The organism is Kribbella sp. NPDC023972, from assembly GCF_040639075.1.
Classification (GTDB): Bacteria; Actinomycetota; Actinomycetes; order Propionibacteriales; family Kribbellaceae; genus Kribbella.
In genome coordinates this window covers 149,262-164,174 of the sequence record NZ_JBEZZH010000008.1, presented here as the reverse complement: position 1 = coordinate 164,174, position 14,913 = coordinate 149,262, and the positions used below count along the sequence as shown (strand labels likewise).

The following is a 14,913-nucleotide window of genomic DNA, read 5'->3' as shown; positions in this document are numbered from 1 at the left end:
GCAACCTTCTCCGCCCCGAAAGGTTCACTCATGCTTCGCCTGACCCTGCCTCTGCTCGCCACACTGCTTGCGGTCGGCACCAGTTCGATCCCTATCGCTGCTGCCGGCCAGGCCGCCGACCAGCCGACCACCGCCTGGCGTGACGGCGCTCTCCGGACCGACCCGGCCGGGCTCGTCTCGCGCTCGGACCTGGTCCAGGAAGGTCCAGCGTGGCGCGCGTACCAGGCGATGCCACTCGGCAACGGCGTACTCGGTGCCGCGGTCTGGGCCGAGAAGGGTTTCAGCGCCCAGCTCAACCGCGTCGACACCTTTCCTGAACTCAAGTCCGCCGGGCGCCTCGTCGTACCCGGGCTCGATCCGCTGATGCGTGCGGCCGACTACACCGGCCGGCTCGCGATGTACGACGGCCAGCTCGTGCAGCGAGGTGGCGGTATGTCGGCCCGCTCATACGTGCGCGCCGACGCCGACCAGTTCGTCCTGGAAGTCACCGGCGCCGATCCCGGCAAGACGCAGACCGCGGACCTCAAGCTGTGGGAGGGCCGCACGCCGACCGCCACCGCGACGGGTGCTGTCGCCGCACTGGCCGAGACCTTCCGCGACGCCGCCGCGGGTAGCCTCACCGGCGCGGTCGCCGCGTTGACCGCTCGGGCCCGGGACGTCTCGGCGTCTGTCGTCGACCCGCTGACCGTCCGGATCACCTTCCGCCCCAACTCCGACGGCTCGTTCCGGCTGGTCGTCGGCGTACCGTCGTACAAAGGTGGCGATGTCGCCACCGCCGCGCGTCGGGCGATCGTCGAGTCGCCCAGCAAGCATCTGGAGTGGTGGCACGCGTTCTGGGCCAAGACCGCGCCGATGCGGATCACCTCATCCGACGGCACCGGTGAGTATGTCGAGAACCTGCGGACCCTCCAGCTCTACACGATGGCCGCGTCGATGCGGTCGTCGGTGCCCAGTACGCACGGAGCCGTCGTCCGGATGTTCTCGTCGGCCAAGGACCAGGCCGACTGGGCGCAGGACTCGTACTGGCACTTCAACCTGCGAATGCTGGTGTCGTCCAACCTGGGTGCGGGTATCGGCGAGTTCAACGCGCCGTACTTCCGCTTCTACCTCGACCGCGCCGCGCTGATGAAGAAGTGGACCCACGACCACTGGATCGGCGCGAAAGGGACATGCGTGCCGGAGTTCCTGCGGTACGACGGAACCGGCGACGGCTGCGACAACATGTCCGAACCGGGCTGGGTGAAGCGCATCCTGAGCAGTGGACCGGAGTTGGTGAACAACATCTGGTGGCAGTACCGATACACCGGCGACCGTGCCCTGCTGGATCGTGCGTACCCGTTGATGAAGGAGATCGCGGAGTTCCACCTGGCCGCGCTCACCCCGGGTGCGGACGGGTACCTGCACCTGGAGCACGTCAACGCGCTCGAGGTCCAGTGGGACACCAACGACCCGGCGCCGGACTTGGCCGCGATGCGGGTGATCTTCCCGATCGTCGCGGACCTGGCCCAGTCGCGTGGTGATGCCGAGTTCGCCGGGCAACTGCGGGCTGCCGTTGGGAAGCTGCCGCCGTTCCGGACCGTGCAGCGCGGCGCTGAGGAGGTGCTGGCATGGTCCGGCACCGACGAGGAAGCGCACAACACACAGAACCCGGAGATGGAGGTGCTCTGGCCGTGGGGGCTGTTCGACGAGACCTCCGAGCTGATGCAGGCGACGTACCGGCAACGGGTCTACCCGCAGGACAAGGACTGGGGCATGGACACCACCTGGGCCGCACGCCTCGGGCTGGCTGATGAGGTGAAGCGGCTGATGCTGAAGGGGATCCAGGACTTCCAGATCTTCCCGAACGGCTTCACCGTGCACCGGACCGGCCGCGAACCCGTCCGCCAGCAGAGCTTCTACAACGAGTGGGGCGGTGTGCTGACGACCGGTCTGCAGGAGGCACTGGTCCAGTCGTACGACGGGGTCGTGCAGGTCGCGCCGGCCTGGCCCAAGGAGTGGGACGTAGCCGGGTCGGTGGAGATCGAAGGTGGTCACCGGATCAGCACTGAGGTCCGTGACGGCGTACCGAGTCTGGTCGGGATCCAGGCCGGCAGTCGGGAGTCGCTCCGCGTCCGCAACCCGTGGCCGGGGCAGGAGGTGCGCGTGATCGACGCTCGTGGCCGGACTGTCGTCGAAGCCACGTCGGCGGAGGTCGTGACCGTCCCGGTTCTGCCGCATGCTTCGTACGTCGTCGAGCGGGTGGCTGTGCCGTTGTCGTCGTTCAAGCACGTCACGCTAACCGGAGAGCACGCGTCGGCAGTCAAGACGGTTGGCACGCGCATGCTCGGCGTACCGCGCAGTGAGCCGCCGATGCTGAGCGAGCTGGTCACCGTGCGGAGGCCGGACAAGCTGTCCAACCTCGTGAAGGCGCAGCCCGGTGCGGAGATCTATGTCGACCGCAGCTACAAGATCACCGACCTGCCCGCCCACCTGACCGGCCAGGCGATGGTCCCAGGCTCCAACGACGACTCCAAGGCGACCACCCCACCCGACTACCTCACCCTCAACCTCACCGCCCCCGCCACCGTCTACGTCGCCTACGACCCCCGAGGCGAGAACGACTGGTGGCCCACCTGGCTCAGGTCGTTCACAAGGACGGGCGAAACCGTGGGCACGACTGACCAACGGCTGATCCTCTTCAAGCGTGACGTGCCGGCCGGGGAGTTGGCCCTCGGCCCGAACGCAGGCATCGCCGGCAAGGGCAACTCCAGCTACATCACCTTCGTCACCCCACGCTGACAGGCGCGCGCCGGTGTGGTCGGCCACCCTCCGACCATACCGGCCAAGACGAAACGCGCGGATGTTCCACCACAAACCCCGACGACTACCTCATGAGGAGGCGGGGGAGTTTGTAGTTGATGCGGTGGATGACCTGGGCGCCGAGGCGGACGTGCTCGTCGGAGTCCCACTCGAAGTCGAGGGCGTTCGCCAGGCGGTTCATGACGTTGAAGATCAGGTTCACGTACAGCGCGTCGGCAATGGCTTCGTCGGGTACGCCTGCGGCGCGGACGGCATCGACGTCGGATCGACGGATGCCGGCAGGATCGCGGGTCGTCTTCTCCAGCAAGGGCAGCACCGCCGCCAGTTGCGGCCGAACCGACCCGATGTCGTCGACGTCCAGCCGCCCGGCCGACTCGACCCGGGTCGTCTCCGTGTGGATTCGCACGCAGAACGGGCACTCGTTCAGCCGCGACGTGAAGACTGCCAGATACTCACGCTCGGCAGCCGTCCAGTACGACGGTCCGCGCAGTACGTCGCTGCCGAAGGCAAACATCGGTGCGCCGAAGAACCGGGGACGGTAGAGCGCCGTCTGCGCGACCGGGTCCAGCCGTTGGCCGCTCAGTCGCCGGACCGACCGCATGAACAAGCGAGCCCGCCATCTGTGCCCGCTCTCCAGGATCGCCAACCGCATCGTCAGGCCTCCTCGCGGAGCACCCGCAGCCCGGCGTCCAGACGGTAGCAGGCAGCGCCGAGCGCGGCCGCGACGGTGAGCTCGAAGATCTCGTCCTCGCTGCAGCCGGCCGCTCGAAGCTCCGCGACATCCGCGTCCGTCACCCGATAGGAATCGTCCCGGACTTTGGCGGCGTACGACCGCATGGGCTCGGCCAGCGGACCACCACTCCCAGCAGCCGTCCGGACGGCGGGATCGGACCGAGCCGGCCCCTCGAAGACGACGCGCCGAAGCTCGGCCAGCAACGCGGCCCTCCGCGCCACAGGCCCTTCCACGCCGGCTCGCCGTCCCAGGCCCATCATTCCCCGTCCTCATTTTCAACTATGCCACGAACGCCGAGGGCCAGCCTGCTCAGCGACGAGAATGCGGGGCAGTCGACAACCGGCGGGTGCAGACTGCCGGTCACCGTCTTCCGTCGCCACTCACGCCGACGGAGGGGTATGTCGACCACCGACTTCCCCGAACGTCAGCGTGAAGGTGCGCTGGGTGACTTCCAGCGTGTGCCCAGGTGTTGCCTGCGGGCCGCAGGAGGCGCTGCCCAAGCCGTGCTGGGCCAGGTCCAGGTTGATGTAGACGCGGTCGCGGGGCTTCAGGTCGCCGCGATGACGAGCGCGCTCCAGATCCTGCGTCGTCCACCGACGAGCGGTCAGCTGGAAGTGCGGCGCTCCTTCGACCCGCAACCCGTTGCCGTCGGCATCCGTCAGCTCTGCCCACCGGACGTCGATCCGCGACCCGTTCTCCTGCGGTACGACGTACGGCGTCTGCAACTCGTCCACCGTGCAGGCGTACTGTCCGACGCGAGCGGCCTCCCGACTGTCGGTGTACGCCTCGCCAGGTCCACCACCGAACCAACGCACGTCCTGCATGGTCTTGGGCAACGCCATTCGCACGCCGAGGCGCGGCCAGCTCCCACACCGCGGTGTGATCGCCGTCCCGTCCCACTCCCCTTCCGGCACCACGTCCACAGTCAGCCGCAACCCGTCCCCCACGGCCCGCCACCGATACGTCACCCGCACGCCGAGTCCGAGCCCATCGGGCGCAACGCGTCCTCGAACAGTCAACTCCTCCCCGACCACGACCTCGTCAACCTGATGCTCAAGCCGATCGAGCCCCGCGGCCCGCCACTCGGTCACCACGGCGTTGTTCCCACCCTGCCCGTTGTCGTTGTCCGTAGGCGCGCGCCAAAGATCCAGCCACGGCCCCTCAACCGGAACGCCGAACAACCGAGCCAGCTGCCCCGTTCGACCGTCGAACTCCCCGCCGCCAAGCACAAGCAGGTCGTCACGCCGCACCGCCACCCGACCACTCGCACCTGGCCGATCTCCCGCCGGCACGCTCGGCAACTGGAACTGCGTCCATGCCACCTCGTGCCCCGCGGCAGCCCAGGCCTGATCCTTCGCCAGCACCGCTCGAACCGTCAACCACCGTTCGCGACCAGCACGCTCGATTGCCAGCCCTGCTGGCATCGCGACCTCGACCGACGCCCCTGGCGCGATCTCGGGCACCTCCAATCTCCCGGAGGCCACCTCAACGCCGTCTACCTCTTCCACCCACCAGAACTCCAGATGGTCCAGCGCGCCGAAGGCCTGCAGGTTGTGGATGGTGAAGTCGCCGGCAAGCGTGATTCGGACCGGCTCGATCACCTTCTTGTACTCGATCAGCCCCGGCGACGGCGTACGGTCGGGGAAGAGCAAGCCGTCGATGCAGAAGTTCGACCCATGCACGCGTTCGCCGAAGTCGCCGCCGTACACATAGTCGGTTGCTCCCGGCAACAGCAGGCCGTGATCGATCCACTCCCAGACGAATCCGCCCTGCAGCCGCGGGTACCGTTCCAGCACCCGCTGGTAGTCCGCCAGCCCACCCGGACCGTTGCCCATGGCATGGGCGTACTCGGCGAGGATGAACGGCAACCCCCGCCGGCGCTCCTCCAGCGCGGGCTCGTCGACGACCACGTCCTCGGTGCGGGTCCCGATCCGTTCCAGCTCGTCCAGCGGCGTGTACATCAGGCTGTAGACGTCGGAGTGCTGGTAGCTCCGGTCCCGCTCGTAAAACAGTGCGCGGCCGGGATCGCGTTCCCGCGTCCACTCGGCCAGGGTGCCGAAGTTGCGGCCGTGATGGCTTTCGTTCGCCAGGGACCAGATGACCACACTCGGATGGTTCTTGTCGCGTTCGACCATCCGGCGCATCCGGTCCAGCATCATCGGCGCCCAGTCCGGATCGTCGGCCGGGTTGCCGCGCCAGTCGGTGTAGATGAACCCGTGCGTCTCGATGTCGCACTCGTCGATCACCCACAGCCCGAGCTCGTCGCACAGGTCGAGGAACGCCGGGTGCGGCGGATAGTGCGCGGTCCGGACCGCGTTGATGTTGTGCTGTTTCATCAGCACCAGGTCCTGCCGCATGGTCTCGACGGTGATCGCGCGGCCACGCTGGGGATCGTGCTCGTGCCGATTCACGCCGCGGAAGAACAGCGGTCGCCCGTTCACGGTCAGCAGCCCGTCGACCATCGCGACCGTCCGGAACCCGATCCGCAGCTCGGCCGTCTCCCGGCCGGCCACGACCTGAGCGTCGTACAAGCGCGGGACCTCGGCCGACCACGGCTCGACCCCGGGGAGGTCCACGGTCTCGCCCGGCGCGCAATCCAGGCCCAGCTCCGGAACGACGATGCGGGCGTACGGCGGATCGACGTCCACCCGCAAGGTCCCGCTCCCGGTGACGTGGTCATAATCCGCGTGCACGAACGCGTCCTCGACCACCGGCCGGGCCAGCAGGGTGACGTCGCGGAAGATGCCCGGCAACCACCACATGTCCTGGTCTTCGAGGTAACTCCCCGACGACCATTGATGCACTCTGACCGCGAGTAAGTTCCGCCCGGGCCGCAAGTACTCACCGACGTCGAACTCACTCGGCAGCCGGCTCCCCTTCGCCGTACCCACCTCGGCCCCGTTCACCCACACCTTGAAGCACGAGTCGACCCCTTCGAAACGCAGTACGGCGCCGTCCCGCGGCCAGTCGTCCGGCAGGTCGAACCATCGCCGGTGATCGCCGGTCGGGTTGACGTCCGGCGTCCGCGGCGGCTCGATCGGGAACGGGAACGCGGTGTTCGTGTACCGCGGCCGGTCGTACCCCTGCAGCACCCAGTGCCCCGGCACCTCCAACTCGTCCCAGCCGTCATCGTCGAGCCTCAGCGGCTCGGCCGGATCGGTGGAGAACCTGAACTGCCAGCGCCCGTTGAGGCTGAGCCTGGGATTCGACGACCGCAACCATGCCCGCGGCGTGCGCATCCCGGTCCCCGGCGACAGGTCCTCGTAGTACGCCCTCATGTCCGCTCCTCCCTCAGCACGCGCACATCCCGGCTATCCAGCTCGAGCTCCGTGCCAGCCGCAACGACCACGTCCCGCAGCACGTCCGTCAGCGTCATCGGCGCCCGGACCGTGACCCTCGCTCCAGACCAGTTGTGCACAAACCACAACCGCTCCCCGGCGGGGTTCACCGCAGACATCGCGGTCACCGACGCGGGCAACTCTGGCCACAAGGTGGTCGCGGCCCGACTGAAGATCGATCGAGCCAGCGCGGCATCCGGCACTGTGCCAACCAGCGTCACCCGCCCGGAGCCGAACTCCTTGGTGGTGACGATCGGCCGGCGGCCACCACCCGGATGCTCGAACGACGCGACCACTTCGGCGTGATCAACGATCAACCTCTCGGCCCACCGCGTCGCACGCCCGTCCAGGCCCACCACCGGCTGCGGGTCCAGCAGGTTCTCGTACTCCAAGTAGTGAACGCCGGCCGCCTCACGCAGCCGTCCAGGCGCCACCTCCGCACGTGCTCGCGCCTCGAGATCCGCGTACGCCGTCCGTGGCCCCACGACCAGATGACCACCGGCCCGCGCATAGTCCACCAACAGGTCCAGCTGCTCATCGGACGCGACGTACAAGGCGGGAACAGCTAACACAGGTACACGCTCAGCCAGGCCGACCGGATCGTCGAGCCGCTCGACCGGCAGCACGCCCGGACGCAACCCGGCGTCGATCACGCCGGTGTAGAACACGGTGACGATCGTCCGGTACGACGACTTGTCCGGTGCACCACCCGGATGCGCGAGCGGCGGCTGGAACTGCAACGCCCAATCGCTCTCCGTCGACCACACGATCGCCACGTCGACGTCCGGCCGCAACTCGGCCACCGTCGCCCCGGCCTGCGCCAACTCCGCACCGATCGCCGCGATCTCGTCGTACACCCATCCGGGCTGCAGGCTGTGGCCGAGGATCCCGCCCCAGAACGTCTCCGCGCCGTGGTGGATCGAGTGCCAGTGCCAGTACTGCACCATCCGCGCACCGCGGGACACCATCGCCCAGGCGAGTTGCCGGAGCTGGCCGTCGTACGGCGGATGGTTGAGCTGCGAGCCGCCGATCGAGGTCGCGTTCGTCTCGGTGATCAGGAACGGTTCACCGCGCGATCCGTGGACGCGGTCCGCCGCGAGGTACAGCTCGGCGACACTGCGCCCGATCCAGCCGGGCTCGAACCGCGGCGGTCGGGCCGGCCGCTCCAGCCCGTCCTGGACGTGGACGTAAAGGTTGCCCGCCGCAACATCCAGCCGGGACGACAGAGGTACGTCGGCGACCGCGGCTCGGTCGTACGCCAGACACGTCGTGACGAACTGCTCGGGCCTGCGCAATTCGCGGACCAGGTCGGCCTGCCAGCCGATGAACTCCGTCGTCCGCTCGGCCTGGAACCGCCGCCAGGCCAGGTCGTACGACGGAGTGCTGTTGCCGTCCGGCCGCCAGAGCTCGGACCAGTCGCTCAGCCGATGTGACCAGTAGGTCAGGCCCCACACCTCGTTTAGCGTGTCGATGTCGCCGTACTGCTCCTGCAACCGCGCGACGAACGCCTGGAAGGTGCTCTCGTTGTGCGGCAGCAACAAGCCCGGTTCATTGTCGACTTGATAGCCGATCACGGCCGGGTGGTCACGATAGTGCTGGACGATCCGCCGGATCACCCGCTCGGCGTGGAACGTGAACGCCGGCTGGTGATAGTCCACCTCCTGCCGCACACCCCACGGCACTCGCTCACCGGTACGACGCTCGGCCGCGATCTCCGGGTGAGCGCGCTGCAACCACGGGGGTACGGCGTACGTCGGGGTCCCCAGTACCACGCCGATGCCACGCTCACCGGCCTGATCAAGCACCGGCCGAACCCACTCGAGGTCGAACACCCCATTCCGCGGCTCCCATGTCGACCAGACCGACTCCCCAACCCGGATGGCGCTGATCCCCGCCTTCACCATCAGGTCCAGATCAGTCGGGACCCGATCAGCCAGCTCACGTGGCAGGTACTCCGGGTAGTAGGCCGTCCCCAACACAACACGTGGCGGCAGCATGAGAAGAAGTTAACTCATGCAACCTGCGTCGTGCAATCGTTTGCAAACGGAGTTCTAGCGCTTAGCTGGGGCGGATGCGGGCCCGGCGGCGGGCTGGGCCGGTGCTGGCGCGGACTACCAGCTCCGGGGTCAGCAGGTCCGGACGCGGCCAGTCCTCACCTGACAGGCGTGCCGTCAGTTGGCTCCAGGCCAGCTCCCCCAACCGCGCGCGTTCGTTGCGGAGAGAGGTCAGCGGTGGGCGGGAGTACGCCGCGATGGGGATGTCGTCGTAGGAGGCGACGGAGAGTTCGGTGGGGACGTCGACGTCGTTGTCGTGGAGCCAGCTGAGGAGGCCGACGCCGACCAGGTCGTTGAAGGTGATCACGGCGGTCGCGCGGCTCCGCAGTACGGTCGGGCCGGCGTCGTACCCGTGGTGCCCGGCCCAGCCGCCCTCGATCTCGTCCAGGGTGACGTCGAGGGATCGCGCCGTACGACGCAACGTCCGCCGGCGCTCGCCGTCCGACCAGGACGTGGAAGGCCCACCGACGTACAGGACCCGGCGATGGCCCAGACCGGTGAGGTGCTCGAGCAGAATCCGGCTCGCGGCGCGATAGTCGATCGCGACCACACCGGCGTTCTTGACCGTCCGGTTGATGCACACGACCGGCACCGGCAGCGCGAGCGCCTTCTCCAACCCGGCCCGGTTCAGCCGCGAGCTACAGAGCACCAGCGCACCGGAGTGGTCGACGAGCTCCTCGACGAGCCGCAGCTCCTCCTCCGGATCCTCGCCGCTCTCCCCGATCAGCAGCCGGTAACCACCGGCCCGAGCGGCGGCCGCGAGCCCCTTCAGCACCTCGGAGAAGAACGGGTTCGTCAGGTCCGGCACGGTCACCCCGACCGTCAGGGGGCGACCCAGCTTGAACTCCTGTGCCCGCTTGTCGGCGCGATACCCCAGCTCACCGGCGACCGCCCGCACATGCGCGACCACCTCGGGTGAGATCAGGTCGGAACCGTTCAGCGCCCGGGACACCGTCGACACCGACGTGCCCGCCTCGCGTGCCACGTCGATCAGCCGAACCCGCTCCGCCACGCTCACCTCTTGCCTTCTACGGGCGGGGTGCCGTCACCCCACCCGGTCGCCTCCGATCCACACGTTCCGGATCGTCACGTCATCGGCGTACTGTACGACAGCTTCCGCCGCGACCACGTCGAACCGGCTGTTCGTGACAGCGACGGAACGAATCCGCCGGCTCTCCGCTCCCAGCATGCGATACGCCCGTTCGGCCCGGGCCACCCGGACCCGGTCGAAGCGAATATCGCTCACCTCCGGAAACAGCGACTGGTTGCCACCACCCATGTAGCTGAAGGTGATCTCGAGGGGACGATACATCCAGGCGCGCGAGTCGACGTCGTGCACGTCGATGTTGCGCACGTACCCGCCCCGGGTCGAGGTCGACTTCACGCACAGCACCCACTGCATCCAGGCCTCGTCCGCGGCCGGATCCGCCGGCATGGACAGGCGTCGTACCCAGACGTCTTCCACGCCGCCGCTCATCTCGCTGCCGACCGCGACCGCCGCGCCGCCGCTGACGAAGGTGCAGTCCTCGATGATGATGCCGCGAGAAGGCAGCCCGAGCCGGCGGCCGTCGGCGTCCCTGCCGGACTTGATCGCGATGCAGTCGTCGTGGGTCTTGAACGTGCAGTGCCGAATCAGTACGTCGGAGCAGGACTCCGGGTTGCACCCGTCGCCGTTCGGGCCGAGGTTGTCGACCGTGACGCCCTGGACGGTCACGTTGCGGCACTCCAGCGGATGGATCGTCCACATCGGCGAGTTGCGCACGGTCACGCCCTCGATCAGGACGTTCGTGCACCGGAACGGCTGGATGAAGCTCGGCCGGAGGTAATGGCCGGCACCGAAGACCCGCTGGTCGACCGGAACCTGCTCGTTGTTCATCCGCTCCAGCTCGCCCCAGTCGGCCCGCTGGTTCGGCAGGCCGGGTCGCCAGCCGTGCTGACCACTGCCGATCCAGTACCACCAGTGCTCGTTGTCGCCGGCGCCGTCGAGAGTCCCCGTACCGGTGATCGCGATGTCGGTCTGGCCCTCGGCGCGGATCAGCGGCGAGTAGTTGTAGACCTCAACGGCCTGCCAGCGGGTCCGAACGACCGGCAGGTAGTCGGCCGGGTCGGTGCTGAACCGGAGCGTCGCACCCTCCTCCAGGTGCAGGTCGACCTTGCTGAGCAGGTTGATCGCTCCGGTCTGCCAGACACCGGGCGGTACGACGACATGGCCGCCGCCGGAGTCGTGACAGGCCCGGATGGCGCGGGCGATGCCAGCGGTCGCGTTGTCCGGCGTAGCGCCGTACGCCGTGATCGGGAACCACGCGTCCTGGAAGCGCGGCGGCCGGATCCTGGACCGCACCGACCACTCCCGGTCGTCGGTAGCGACCGCGGCGGCTGGAAATCCGGTGCCTACAGCAACAACTCCGCCGAGACCGAGACCGAGCAGCTGACGACGAGTGGGAGGCATGGGCGGGTACCTTCCGGAGAGAGCTGAAGGGGTAAACCTTTGCACGCAAGTATCCAAGAGATTTCGGACCGGTCAAGGTTTCGTGGCGTCCAGCCGTTGACACCATGAGCCCTCCCGGGCACGATCGGTTGCAATCGTTTGCACCCGTAGGAGGTCACGGATGTCCGAACAGCTCCGCCGCCGCACGCTGCTCCGCACCAGCGGAGCGTTCGCAGCCGGTGCTGTCCTAGGCGGCGGCACCGCCCCGGCCGCCGCCTCGAACGGACCAACCGCCACACCACCACCAGCACCGGACGAGGCTGCCGCGGATGCTCAGATCGCCCGGATCCTGGGTCGGATCAGTCCACCGCGGTTCCCCGATCGCTGGTTCGACATCACCAGGTTCGGCGCGGTCGGCGACGACGCGACCGACTGTACGGCCGCGATCCGGGCCGCGATCGAGGCGTGTCACCGAGCCGGCGGTGGCCATGTCGTCGTACCAGCGGGCGACTTCCGGACGGGCGCCGTACACCTGCTCAGTGGCGTGGACCTGCACCTCGCCGCCGGATCGAGGCTGGCGTTCAGCCAGGATCCAGCGGCGTACCTGCCCGTCGTGCCGACGCGCTACGAAGGCACGGAGTGCTACAACTACTCGCCCTTCGTCTACGCCTACCGGCAGCGCGACATCGCCGTCACGGGATCAGGTGTCCTCGACGGCCGGGCGGACGCCACCCACTGGTGGGACTGGACCGGCGGCCCACCGCCGAACGAGGGACCCGACAAGACCCTGCTGCTGGACATGGCCGCGCACGGCGTACCGGTCGAGCAGCGCGTGTTCGGCGAGGGCCACCACCTCCGGCCGAACCTGCTCCAGTTCAACCGCTGCCAGAACATCCTGCTCGACGGCATCACGGTCAAGGACTCGCCGATGTGGAACATCCACCCGGTGCTGTGCCGCAACGTCACCATCCGCGGCGTGACCGTCGACAGCCCGCACGGCCCGAACAACGACGGCATCGACCCGGAGTCCTGCACCGACGTACTGATCGAGCGCTGCACGATCTCCACCGGCGACGACTGCATCGCGTTCAAGGCCGGCAAGGACGCGGACGGCCGCCGGGTGAACGTGCCGGCCCGGTACGCCGTCGTCCGCGACTGCGAGATGGCCGACGGGAACGGCGGCGTGACGGCCGGCAGTGAGACCACCGGTGGGGTGATGGACATCTTCGTGCGGGACTGCCGGATGAGCAGCCCGCGGCTGGAACGCGCGATTCGGATCAAGAGCAACCCGCAGCGCGGCGGCACGATCGCGAATATCGACGTACGCCGGGTGACCGTCGGGCAGGCCGCGGACGCGGTGATCGAGATCGTGCTCAACTACGCGAACGTGATCACCGGCGCCTACCCGCCGGACGTGCACGGCATCACCATCAGCCACCTGACCGCGGCCGCCGCACCACGCGCGCTGAACCTGCTCGGCCTGGCCGACAACCCGCTTCGCGACATCCGGCTGCACGCGTGCCGGTTCGACGGGATGGAGGAGGCGAACTCGATCCAGTACGTCGATGACCTCCGCCTCGACCAGGTCTGGATCAACGGCGTCCGGGTCGACAACTGATGGGCTGGGAGTACGCCGACCGCATCCTCGCGGACGTTTCCCCGCCGACCTTCCCGGACGCCGACTTCCCGATCACGGCGTACGGCGCGGTCGGTGACGGCCGGACCGATGCGACCAAGGCGATCCGGGAGGCGATCGAGGCCTGCCACTCCGCCGGCGGCGGGCGGGTGGTGGTGCCGGAAGGCACGTTCCTCACCGGCGCCATCCACTTGAGGTCGTACGTCAACCTGCACGTGGTCGGGACACTGCGCTTCAGCACAGACCCCGCCGACTACCTGCCGATCGTGCAGACACGGTACGAGGGTCTGGAGGTGCTCAACTACTCGCCGTTCATCCACGCGTACGGCTGCACCGACATCGCGATCACCGGGCCGGGGACGCTTGACGGGCAGGCGAGCTGGGACAACTGGTGGGGCTGGTTCCACCAGTGCGACGAGGACTTCACGAATCTGCGGGACCAGAGCGCTTTCGGCGTACCCCTTGATCAGCGCGTGTACGGCGACGGGCACTATCTTCGGTCCAGTTTCATCCAGCCGTACGAGTGCATGAACGTGCTGATCGAGGGGGTGACCATCGTCCGGTCGCCGTTCTGGGAGATCCACCCGGTACTCTGCCGGAACGTGACGGTGCAGGACGTCGTCATCGACACCCAGGGCCCGAACAACGACGGCGTGGACGTCGAGTCATGCCGGTCGGTGGTGATCCGCGGCTGCACGTTCGACGCCGGCGACGACTGCATCGCGATCAAGTCGGGCCGCGAGGCGGACGGGCTGATGATCAACGTCCCGTCGGAGGACATCCTGATCGAGAACTGCGTGATGCGGGTCAAGTACGGCGCGATCACGCTTGGCTCCGACATGACCGGCGGCGTACGCAACGTCTTCGTCCGCAACTGCACGATCGGCGGCCCGTCGCTGTACTTCGGCCTCTACATCAAGACCAACTCGATCCGCGGCGGCTTCGCCGAGAACATCTACCTCCGCGACCTCCAGATCTCCAACCTGCTGAAGGAAGTTGTCCAGTGCAACTTCGACCGCGGCGAAGGCGACACCGGCCCGCTCACCCCAACCGTCCGCAACGTCGAGCTCCGCGACACCACCGTCGACCACGCCCGCAACGCCCTCATGCTCCGCGGCTACCGCCGCTCCCCCATCCAAGACTTCCGCCTGATCAACTGCCACTTCACCGTCGAAGCCCCCAGCACCATCCAACACGCCACCCTCACCTTCGACAACGTCACCGTCAACACCCACCCCATCACCAACGTCCACCAACTCCGCTAACCCCACCCCAAGCCTCCGGCGGCCTACGTGCCCGAAGACGCCTCCTCGAACACCAAGTGGGGGCCTCGAACACCAAGTGGGGGCGCCTTGAACACCAAGGGGGCGCCTTGAACACCAAGCGGGGGCCCTGAACAGGTTATTTCCTGTTCACGGCCCCCAGCCGATGTCCAAGCCCCCGCCGTTCACCACTCCCAGCCCGGATCGATCATCGAGTCGTCAATTCCGGTGGAGAAACCCCCACATCCACAACCATTTTCGACGACTCGATGAACTCCACCCCGGTCCAGACGCCGGAGCGCTCCACGAACACTCCGATCCGTCTGGGCAGCCAGCCCCGGCACACGAGCCCGGGGACAACGAACACCCCGATCCGTCCCAGCAACCAGCCGCGCGAGCCGGCCCGCCCGCAACCAGGCCCTCGAACTCGGCCCGACCAACCCGCCCCGCCAGCCCACCAACTCGGCCCGACCAGTCGCCCCGTCGGCCTCCAACACGGCCGACCAACCGCCCGGCAGCCCGGAACCAAATCACCCAAAACCATCCACCTACCCCGGGTCACACCTCCCGCGGGCTCCGCATAGCTGCGTCCTTCCTGGTCGGTGCGGTGTGGGTCAAGGGTCGAAGATCCGCGAAGCGGACGCCGAAGGCGCCCTTGACGCA

9 protein-coding genes are annotated in these 14,913 nt (G+C 68.1%); 3 read left to right on the top strand and 6 right to left on the bottom strand.

The window, feature by feature from the left end; all coding sequences use genetic code 11:
• The first annotated feature begins 30 nt into the window (after positions 1-30).
• On the top strand, positions 31-2,778 hold the full coding sequence (locus tag AB0F43_RS28975; protein ID WP_360483623.1) for a hypothetical protein: 2,748 nt from the start codon (positions 31-33) through the stop codon (positions 2,776-2,778).
• Between the two features lie 85 nt (positions 2,779-2,863).
• Here AB0F43_RS28975 and AB0F43_RS28970 read toward each other — a convergent pair whose 3' ends face one another.
• The 6 genes from AB0F43_RS28970 to AB0F43_RS28945 all read right to left on the bottom strand — a co-directional run bounded on the left by AB0F43_RS28970 (position 2,864) and on the right by AB0F43_RS28945 (position 11,373).
• Positions 2,864-3,451: a hypothetical protein gene (locus AB0F43_RS28970; protein ID WP_360483619.1), complete on the bottom strand. Its 588-nt coding sequence runs from the start codon at positions 3,449-3,451 to the stop codon at positions 2,864-2,866.
• A gap of 2 nt (positions 3,452-3,453) precedes the next feature.
• A complete protein-coding gene (locus AB0F43_RS28965) occupies positions 3,454-3,753 on the bottom strand; it encodes a hypothetical protein (RefSeq protein WP_360483617.1) in 300 nt (99 codons plus the stop codon).
• Between the two features lie 159 nt (positions 3,754-3,912).
• Positions 3,913-6,810, bottom strand: coding sequence for a glycoside hydrolase family 2 TIM barrel-domain containing protein (locus tag AB0F43_RS28960; RefSeq protein ID WP_360483614.1), 2,898 nt, complete (start codon positions 6,808-6,810; stop codon positions 3,913-3,915).
• Positions 6,807-8,867, bottom strand: coding sequence for a beta-galactosidase (locus tag AB0F43_RS28955; protein ID WP_360483611.1), 2,061 nt, complete (start codon positions 8,865-8,867; stop codon positions 6,807-6,809). Before AB0F43_RS28955 ends, AB0F43_RS28960 begins: the two co-directional genes overlap by 4 nt.
• A gap of 61 nt (positions 8,868-8,928) precedes the next feature.
• Entirely contained in the window at positions 8,929-9,936 is a 1,008-nt protein-coding gene (locus AB0F43_RS28950; protein WP_360483608.1) for a LacI family DNA-binding transcriptional regulator, read from the bottom strand.
• Between the two features lie 33 nt (positions 9,937-9,969).
• The gene (locus tag AB0F43_RS28945; protein WP_360483605.1) at positions 9,970-11,373 is read right to left on the bottom strand and encodes a glycoside hydrolase family 28 protein; all 1,404 of its coding nucleotides are present in this window, start codon (positions 11,371-11,373) and stop codon (positions 9,970-9,972) included.
• A gap of 160 nt (positions 11,374-11,533) precedes the next feature.
• On the opposite strand from AB0F43_RS28945, the gene AB0F43_RS28940 reads away from it, so the two are divergent.
• Entirely contained in the window at positions 11,534-12,970 is a 1,437-nt protein-coding gene (locus AB0F43_RS28940) for a glycoside hydrolase family 28 protein (RefSeq protein WP_360483602.1), read from the top strand.
• The gene (locus AB0F43_RS28935) at positions 12,970-14,253 is read left to right on the top strand and encodes a glycoside hydrolase family 28 protein (RefSeq protein ID WP_360483599.1); all 1,284 of its coding nucleotides are present in this window, start codon (positions 12,970-12,972) and stop codon (positions 14,251-14,253) included. Before AB0F43_RS28940 ends, AB0F43_RS28935 begins: the two co-directional genes overlap by 1 nt.
• Positions 14,254-14,913 lie beyond the last annotated feature (660 nt).

Bases quoted from the DNA above. Each gene is read 5' to 3' on its own strand.
- AB0F43_RS28975 (WP_360483623.1), top strand. From the start codon at position 31: ATGCTTCGCCTGACCCTGCCTCTGCTCGCCACACTGCTTGCGGTCGGC.
- AB0F43_RS28970 (WP_360483619.1), bottom strand. From the start codon at position 3,451: ATGCGGTTGGCGATCCTGGAGAGCGGGCACAGATGGCGGGCTCGCTTG.
- AB0F43_RS28960 (WP_360483614.1), bottom strand. From the start codon at position 6,810: ATGAGGGCGTACTACGAGGACCTGTCGCCGGGGACCGGGATGCGCACG.
- AB0F43_RS28955 (WP_360483611.1), bottom strand. From the start codon at position 8,867: ATGCTGCCGCCACGTGTTGTGTTGGGGACGGCCTACTACCCGGAGTAC.
- AB0F43_RS28945 (WP_360483605.1), bottom strand. From the start codon at position 11,373: ATGCCTCCCACTCGTCGTCAGCTGCTCGGTCTCGGTCTCGGCGGAGTT.
- AB0F43_RS28940 (WP_360483602.1), top strand. From the start codon at position 11,534: ATGTCCGAACAGCTCCGCCGCCGCACGCTGCTCCGCACCAGCGGAGCG.
- AB0F43_RS28935 (WP_360483599.1), top strand. From the start codon at position 12,970: ATGGGCTGGGAGTACGCCGACCGCATCCTCGCGGACGTTTCCCCGCCG.